Annotated in this window: 4 protein-coding genes; 2 read left to right on the forward strand and 2 right to left on the reverse strand. The window is 67.4% G+C overall.

Going from position 1 to position 8,530, the window contains the following annotated elements; translation table 11 throughout:
• Positions 1-41: 41 nt before the first annotated feature.
• Together ACFTZL_RS36165 and ACFTZL_RS36170 are read right to left on the reverse strand one after the other, a co-directional pair.
• Complete coding sequence (locus ACFTZL_RS36165) at positions 42-2,372, reverse strand: (Fe-S)-binding protein (protein ID WP_382592001.1); 2,331 nt, start codon at positions 2,370-2,372, stop codon at positions 42-44.
• A gap of 199 nt (positions 2,373-2,571) precedes the next feature.
• Positions 2,572-5,442 carry an NACHT domain-containing protein gene (locus ACFTZL_RS36170; protein ID WP_382592004.1) on the reverse strand — a complete coding sequence of 957 codons (2,871 nt, stop codon included), beginning with the start codon at positions 5,440-5,442 and terminating at the stop codon, positions 2,572-2,574.
• Positions 5,443-5,611: 169 nt separating this feature from the next.
• Here ACFTZL_RS36170 and ACFTZL_RS36175 point away from each other — a divergent pair, with 169 nt between their 5' ends.
• Both ACFTZL_RS36175 and dnaK read left to right on the forward strand, forming a co-directional pair.
• The gene (locus ACFTZL_RS36175; protein ID WP_382592007.1) at positions 5,612-6,649 is read left to right on the forward strand and encodes an MraY family glycosyltransferase; all 1,038 of its coding nucleotides are present in this window, start codon (positions 5,612-5,614) and stop codon (positions 6,647-6,649) included.
• Positions 6,650-6,743: 94 nt separating this feature from the next.
• The coding region (gene dnaK / locus ACFTZL_RS36180; RefSeq protein WP_382592010.1) for a molecular chaperone DnaK at positions 6,744-8,530 on the forward strand (1,787 nt) is incomplete at its 3' end.

Here is an 8,530-nt window from a genome sequence, read left to right on the forward strand (position 1 = left end):
GTTCGGGACAGGGGGCGTCGGAGACAGCCGCAAACGGCCGGTTACTTCACCGGCTCCGGCTCCGGCGCGCTCGTAGAGTCCGACGTGCCCGCCGGCGGCTCGCCGCCGTCGTTGTCATCGTCGTCACCGTCGGAGCCCTCCGCGGGGGCCGGTGTCTTGACGGAGTCCAGCAGGAGCTGGGCCACGTCCACGACGGTGATCGACTCCTTGGCCTTGCCGTCGTTCTTCTTGCCGTTCACGGAGTCCGTGAGCATGACGAGGCAGAACGGGCAGGCCGTGGAGACGATGTCGGGGTTGACGGACAGTGCCTCGTCGACGCGCTCGTTGTTGATGCGCTTGCCGATGCGCTCTTCCATCCACATCCGGGCGCCACCCGCACCGCAGCAGAAGCCCCGCTCCTTGTGGCGGTGCATCTCCTCGTTGCGGATGCCCGGGACGCTGGCGATGATCTCGCGCGGCGGGGTGTAGATCTTGTTGTGGCGGCCCAGGTAGCACGGGTCGTGGTACGTGATGATGCCCTCGACCGGCGTGACCGGGACCAGCTTGCCCTCGTCGACGAGGTGCTGGAGCAGCTGGGTGTGGTGGATGACCTCGTAGTCGCCGCCGAGCTGCGGGTACTCGTTGCCGATCGTGTTGAGGCAGTGCGGGCAGGTCGCGACGATCTTCTTCGCCGACTTGGGCTTCGCCGACTCGGGCGTCACCTTGCCGTCGTCGTCCATCTCCTCGCCGAACGCCATGTTCAGCGCCATGACGTTCTCCATGCCGAGTTCCTGGAACAGCGGCTCGTTGCCCAGGCGGCGGGCGGAGTCACCCGTGCACTTCTCGTCGCCGCCCATGATGGCGAACTTGACGCCCGCGATGTTCAGCAGCTCGGCGAAGGCCTTCGTCGTCTTCTTCGCGCGGTCCTCGAGGGCGCCCGCGCAGCCGACCCAGTACAGGTACTCGACCTCGGACAGGTCCTCGATGTCCTTGCCGACGACCGGGACCTCGAAGTCCAGCTCCTTGAGCCACTCCAGGCGCTGCTTCTTCGCCAGGCCCCAGGGGTTGCCCTTCTTCTCCAGGTTCTTGAGCATCGTGCCCGCCTCGGACGGGAACGACGACTCGATCATCACCTGGTAGCGGCGCATGTCGACGATGTGGTCGACGTGCTCGATGTCCACCGGGCACTGCTCGACGCAGGCACCGCAGGTGGTGCAGGACCACAGGACGTCCGGGTCGATGACGCCGTTCTCCTCGGCGGTGCCGATCAGCGGGCGCTCGGCCTCCGCCAGAGCGGCCGCGGGCACACCGGCAAGCTGCTCCTCGGACGCCTTCTCCTCGCCCTCCATCGTCTTGCCGCCGCCGGCCAGCAGGTACGGCGCCTTGGCGTGCGCGTGGTCCCGCAGGGACATGATCAGCAGCTTGGGGGAGAGGGGCTTGCCCGTGTTCCAGGCGGGGCACTGCGACTGGCAGCGGCCGCACTCGGTGCAGGTGGAGAAGTCCAGCAGGCCCTTCCACGAGTACTGCTCGACCTGGGAGACGCCGAAGACGTCGTCGTCGCCCGGGTCGGTGAAGTCGATCGGCTTGCCGCCGGACGTCATCGGCTGCAGGGCACCGAGGGCCGTGCCGCCGGTCGCCTCGCGCTTGAACCAGATGTTCGGGAACGCCAGGAAGCGGTGCCAGGCCACACCCATGTTGGTGTTCAGGCTGACCGTGATCATCCAGATCATGGTCGTGCCCAGCTTGATCATCGCGAAGAAGTAGACGAGGTTCTGCAGCGCGGCGACGCTCAGCCCCTTGAAGGCCAGGACCAGCGGGTACGACGCGAAGTACGCGGCCTCGTATCCCTCCACGTGGTGCAGCGCGCCCTCCAGGCCCCGCAGCACGTAGATGGCCAGGCCGATGGTGAGGATGACGTACTCGACGAAGTACGCCTGGCCCATCTTCGAACCGGCGAAGCGGGACTTGCGGCCCGGGCGCGACGGCAGGTTCAGCAGCCGGATCACCATCAGCGTGGCGATACCGACGGTCGTCATCGCGGCGATGAACTCGATGTAGAGCTCATAGGGGAGGAAGCCGCCGATGACCGGCAGCGTCCAGTCGGCCTGGAAGAGCTGGCCGTACGCGGTGATGATCGTCGGTGGCAGCGTCAGGAAGCCGATCGCCACGAACCAGTGGGCGATACCGACGATGCCCCACCGGTTCATGCGCGTGTGCCCGAGGAACTCCTTCACCAGGGTCACGCTGCGCTGGTAGGGGTTGTCGGTCCGGGTACCTGCGGGGACCGGCTGGCCCAGCTTGAAATACCGGACGAACTGGCCGATCGCGCGTGCGAGCAGCGCGACGCCGACCACGGTCAGAACCAGCGACACGATGATCGCGGCGAGTTGCATGGGGGCTCCTCGGGCCTGCGAGGGGTTTCGTCGGGAACACGGGAAGACCTGGCGGTCTTGAGGTTTCCCGACATTACTAAGCGGTAACTTATGCAGTCCGTTTGAGACTACCCCTATCCTCTGTCGCACTGTAGCCAGCCCAGCGGTGATCTGCGTCGCTGAGGGTTGCCTGAGTGATGTCGAGGGCGTGTGCAGTGGGTCAGACGAGATCTTCGAGGATCATTCGCACAGTGCCGCTCTCCTTCATCCATGCTCGTGCGTCTAGGAGTGCTGCCCGGGCATGCACGGAGAGGTATGACCCGAGAACGAAGAGTGCCGCGAGGGTCGCCGCGAAGACTCCATACGGCTGCATCAGCGCGACGTAGGAGTATGTGCAGACCACGGGTAGGAGGCCGACGGTAGCGATCGACCAGAGGCTGCTCCACTCGGTGTATCTGTGGCTCCCGCGGGGCCTGCAGATCGCTTCAGTGCAGGTGAAGAGGCTCATCAGGCCGAATTTGCGCAGCGCCCGGCTGTTGACGAGGGCCCCTTGGCTCACCAGAACTAGCCACCCTCCAACAATCTGGATGAGTGACGCCGCGCCCAGCCAGCTGGGACCCCAACCCCACTCACCTGTTGCCGCCTGCAGTGCACGCCATGCCGCTACCCCCGAGAGGGCAAGGCTGACCATCACTAGGAACCGGTAGTGCGGGCTCTTGCTGTAGTCAAAGCGCGTGGACTGGGTGGGAGCGTCCCAGGATGCCCGACTCGTGATTCTCGGTTCATAGGCCAGTAGGAAGTTGACTGACTTCTGCGTATGTGGCGGAAGTAAGTCGCGAAGGGCCTTCCGCCGGGGGGATATCCACTCTGCCGTGTGGAGGGAGATCGAGCCGGCCACTACGTGGTTGCCGACGTGCTCGACCTCCGTAGCGGCACCGAAGGCAACAAGGGGGACGATGATGCGCGGGTCCGGCGTCGGTAGTCCGCTCCTCGCCTCGATCGCTTGTGGCTCCAAGCGATCGAGGATGGCGGCGATTTTACCCGCGATTTTGATCAACGCGTCCTCGGGACCCTGCGCGAACGGTCCCCAGACCCAGTCCATGCACTGTGCGTCACCTGGCACAGGGGCTCGACACAGCTCACTTGCGATCTCCGGGACGGTCAGGAGCTCTCCCAGGTGGAAGGCGCAGAGCAACTCGACTTCCGGATCCTGGCATGTCCACAGCAGCTCATTCAGTGCGAGTGCGGCTTTCGGCGTACGGATGGACCACAGAGCGTGTATGGCGTGGGTGCTCGATTGAGCTCTGGTGATGAACGCGGGTACTGCCAGGTCTCCCATCGTGATCAGTGACTGCCACGCTGGCTCACTTGGTTCCCGGGCCGCAAGCGCCAGCTTCGCGGCAGCTCTCGGAAGATTCGTGCCGGCCAGGGCGCGGGCAGCCGCGTTTACCAGCCCCGAATTTGCTGCCGAACGTACGGTCACCCAAAGGAAGTCGAAGGCTTGTGCACCTATATGCCCTGGATCTGACGCTACGACACTGAAGGCTGTCACCGTCTGCTCGTCGCCATACTCCAGGCGATCTTGAAAGTGCTCAACAATCTCTTGGGCCAGGCTGCTATCCACGGTGTGCGCGTCGGCCAGGCACTGGAAGGCGAGGACCGGGTCGCCGGAGAAGACCTGGCGGATGACCTCCGAGGAGTCGTGCGGCTCCACTCCGCACCACAGCCTGACGGTCTCGCGCCACGCCTGCGGATCCGCGGTGTAGCGCCTGAGCAGCGCCTGTGGTTCGGCCGCGAGTTCGATGGCGGCCAGGCACTCCTGGAGGGTCAGGTGGGCGAACTGGTAGCGCTCGCCGTTGTCGACGACGAGCAGCAGCCCGCTCCGGTGCGCGATCTCCCGGATCACCTCCTCGGCCTGGAGGGGATCCCGGCCCTGCCGTTCCAGGACGGTCCGGGTGGTCGACAGCACCACGGCCTCGGGCAGCGCGAGCCGGTCGTGCGTGTCCGACGGGACGTCCTGGGCGACGAGGGCGAGGCGGCGCAGCACCGCCTTCTTCAGCGGGTGCGGGAAGACGGACTGCCGGCGGCGGTCGATCAGGAGGTTGTCGATCACCTGCTTGTAGAACTCGGACCGGGTGTGGGGCAGGACCTGGTCCGTCCCCGCGTACACGAAGTCGTAGAGGTACGCGATCATCGTCAGGAGCAGCGGGTTGCGGGTCAGGGACATGATCTGCGGGGTGTCCCGCAGGGCGCCGAGCAGTTGCTCCACGCTGTCCGAGGCCGTCCCGGCCTGCCAGGGCCAGCCGCCGAGGAAGCGGCGGATCAGGTGCTCGTCGAAGTCCTGCACGCGCAGCGTCTGGTGGAACTCGGTGAACTGGCCCTCGTACACGGCGACACGGCAGGTGACCACGAGCCGGCACTCGGGGTGCGTCTCGCCGAAGTCCTTGATCATGTCGACGATCCGGTCACGGATGTCGCTGTTCACCTCGTCGAGCCCGTCCAGGTAGAGGGCCAGGTCGCCGCGGTCGAGTGCGCCCGCCACCCAGGTGCCGGCCCGGGGGAAGCCGTGCCGCTCGAAGTGCCGGACGATGTGCTGCTCCAGACCGGCCGTGGCGTCCTTGTTCAGACGGTGGAGTTCCAGCAGGACCGGGATGCCCCTGAGCTCGCCCAGGTCGACCCGGCGGCGGCCCTCGCGGATTCTGTGCCGTGCCCACATCAGTGCCTCGTGGCGCAGGAGCATCGTCTTGCCGGCGCCCGGGACGCCCAGGACCACGCTGTGGCGGGCTTCGCGCAGGGATGCCGCGAGCTGGTCGCCCGAGCCGCCACGCAGGGGTACGTACACCGACGCCATGGGCAGCTTGAGCGCCTCGTCGACCTGGAACGAGACGGGGAACTCCTTGTGGCGGCGGTAGACCTCGTGGGTGTACTTGGCGAGGGCGGCCCGGCGCAGCAGGCGGCTGCCGGCGAAACGGCGGTAGAGGAAGTCGAGGAGCACCTTCGCCTTGGCGCCGAGCCAGTCCTTGAGCGTGAGAACGGCGATGCCGAGCAGAAAGCCCACCCCCACCGACCAGGTCCCCAGCACGTCCCCCATCGCGGCCTCCCTCTGAGCCCTGCCACGGTCCGAGGCGTCTCAGGCTCCCACAAGACGCCAGGGAGAAGGGCTAATTCGACCTGGTGTTCCCCCTGTCGCGGACCCCGCGGCGCCTAGGATGATCGTGTTATTCCGGTCTAATCACCCCAATAACCCCTATTTTGGATCCGTGCTCTACGGGATCAGTGCCGCCGCCATCGCCCTTCTGTTCACCGCCCTGCTCGCGGCCCTCCTCCGGGCGCCTGCCCGGTGGTCGCGTCTCGTCGACCGGCGGCGGCAGCGGGAGGTGCCGCTGTCCGGGGGTGTGGCCGTCGTGGCGGTCACCGGTGTGGTGGTGTGCGCCTACGGCTGGGTGGAGGGCGTGCCGACCGGGGGCGAGGTGCGGGAACTGCTCGTCGCCGGGGGCGTGGTGGCCCTGCTCGGGCTGGTCGACGACGTGTGGCGGCTGCGGCGCCGGGTGCTCTTCGCCGGTGCGGCCGCGGCGGCGGCCTGTGTCGTGCCGTACGGGGAGACGGGTGTGGGGACCGGGCTGCTGGCCGTGGTGTGGGTCGCGGGGCTGACTCTCGGGTTCCGGGGCGTCGATCACGCCGACGGGCTCGCCGGGACCGTGGGGGTCGTGACCGCCTTCGGGGTGGGGGTCTGCGCGGCGGTCGAGGTGATGGACGGGATCGCCGTGCTGATGAGCGTGCTGGCCGCCGCGCTGACCGGGTTCCTCATGCACAACTGGCATCCCGCCCGGGTCGGGCTCGGGGCCTGCGGGTCCATGCCCGCGGGGTTCGTGATCGCCTCGGGGGCCGTGTACGCGCGGGCCGGGTCCGGGATCGGGGAGAGCGCGGGGGTGCTGTTCGCGCTGACCGCCCTGGTGTGCGCCGACGCCGGTCTGGTGCTGCTGTCGCGGCGGATGGCCGGGCGGGCCGTTCTCCGCAGCGGCCCCGACCATCTCGCGCACCGGCTGCGGCGGCTCGGGCTCACCCCGCCGGGGGCGAGTCTGCTGCTGGGGACCGGGGCGTTGTCCGGGGTGGCCGTCGGGGTACTCGCGCACGCCGGCTGGGTCGGCAACGACGCGCTGTGGTGGGTGGCGGGCGTGGCCCTCGTCGTCGTCCTCGCTGTGTCATGCGTCTCGGTGTACTCCTCCCGAGGCCCCCGGGCTCCTCGGCGCGAGATGTCGCCGCAGGTCAGGGCTCCGTTGCGTGTAAGGAACGGATAAGACTTGAGTCTGCTCGACTCAGCTCTGTTGACCGGTCGGGGGCCGTCGTGCACACTTGAGTCCGTTCCACTCAAGTCAGCTGGAGGAATCAACCATGGCACGTGCGGTCGGCATCGACCTGGGCACGACTAACTCCGTCGTCAGCGTTCTGGAGGGCGGCGAGCCCACCGTCATCACCAACGCCGAGGGCGCCAGGACCACGCCGTCCGTCGTCGCCTTCGCCAAGAACGGTGAGGTGCTCGTCGGAGAGGTGGCCAAGCGTCAGGCGGTCACCAACGTGGACCGGACCATCCGCTCGGTCAAGCGGCACATGGGCACCGACTGGAAGATCGAGCTCGACGGGAAGCCCTTCAACCCGCAGCAGATCAGCGCCTTCGTGCTCCAGAAGCTGAAGCGGGACGCCGAGTCCTACCTGGGCGAGAAGGTGACCGACGCGGTCATCACCGTCCCGGCGTACTTCAACGACTCCGAGCGCCAGGCCACGAAGGAGGCCGGCGAGATCGCCGGCCTGAACGTGCTGCGCATCGTCAACGAGCCCACCGCGGCCGCCCTGGCGTACGGCCTCGACAAGGACGACCAGACCATCCTGGTCTTCGACCTCGGTGGCGGTACGTTCGACGTCTCGCTGCTGGAGATCGGCGACGGCGTCGTCGAGGTGAAGGCCACCAACGGTGACAACCACCTCGGTGGTGACGACTGGGACCAGCGCGTCGTCGACTACCTGGTCCAGCAGTTCCAGTCCGGCCACGGCGTGGACCTGGGCAAGGACAAGATGGCCCTGCAGCGTCTGCGCGAGGCCGCCGAGAAGGCGAAGATCGAGCTGTCCTCGTCCACCGAGACCTCGATCAACCTGCCCTACATCACCGCCTCCGCCGAGGGCCCCCTGCACCTCGACGAGAAGCTCACCCGCGCCCAGTTCCAGCAGCTCACCGCGGACCTTCTGGAGCGCTGCAAGACGCCGTTCCACAACGTCATCAAGGACGCCGGGATCAACCTCTCCGAGATCGACCACGTCGTTCTCGTCGGTGGCTCCACGCGTATGCCCGCCGTCGCCGAACTGGTCAAGGACCTGACCGGCGGCAAGGACGCCAACAAGGGCGTCAACCCGGACGAGGTCGTCGCCATCGGCGCCGCCCTGCAGGCCGGTGTCCTCAAGGGTGAGGTCAAGGACGTCCTGCTCCTCGACGTCACCCCGCTGTCCCTCGGTATCGAGACCAAGGGCGGCATCATGACCAAGCTCATCGAGCGGAACACGACGATCCCGACCAAGCGGTCCGAGATCTTCACCACCGCCGAGGACAACCAGCCCTCCGTGCAGATCCAGGTCTACCAGGGCGAGCGCGAGATCGCGGCGTACAACAAGAAGCTCGGGATGTTCGAGCTGACCGGTCTGCCCCCGGCGCCCCGCGGCGTCCCGCAGATCGAGGTGTCCTTCGACATCGACGCCAACGGCATCATGCACGTCACGGCGAAGGACCTCGGCACCGGCAAGGAGCAGAAGATGACCGTCACCGGCGGCTCCTCGCTGCCGAAGGACGAGGTCGACCGCATGCGCCAGGAGGCCGAGCAGTACGCGGAGGAGGACCACAAGCGCCGCGAGGCCGCCGAGTCCCGCAACCAGGGCGAGCAGCTCGTCTACCAGACGGAGAAGTTCCTCAAGGACAACGAGGACAAGGTTCCGGGCGAGATCAAGACCGAGGTCGAAGAGGCCGTCGAGGAGCTGAAGGAAAAGCTCAAGGGCGAGGACTCGGCCGAGATCCGCACCGCCACGGAGAAGGTCTCGGCCGTCTCCCAGAAGCTCGTGGGCCCGGTCGACGAAGCGTTTCAGCGCCTCGGGCCCGCCGTACGGCTCGTGCACCGCCCACAGCGACACGCCCTCGT

The organism is Streptomyces sp. NPDC056948, assembly GCF_042674225.1.
Taxonomy (GTDB): Bacteria; Actinomycetota; Actinomycetes; order Streptomycetales; family Streptomycetaceae; genus Streptomyces; species Streptomyces purpurascens.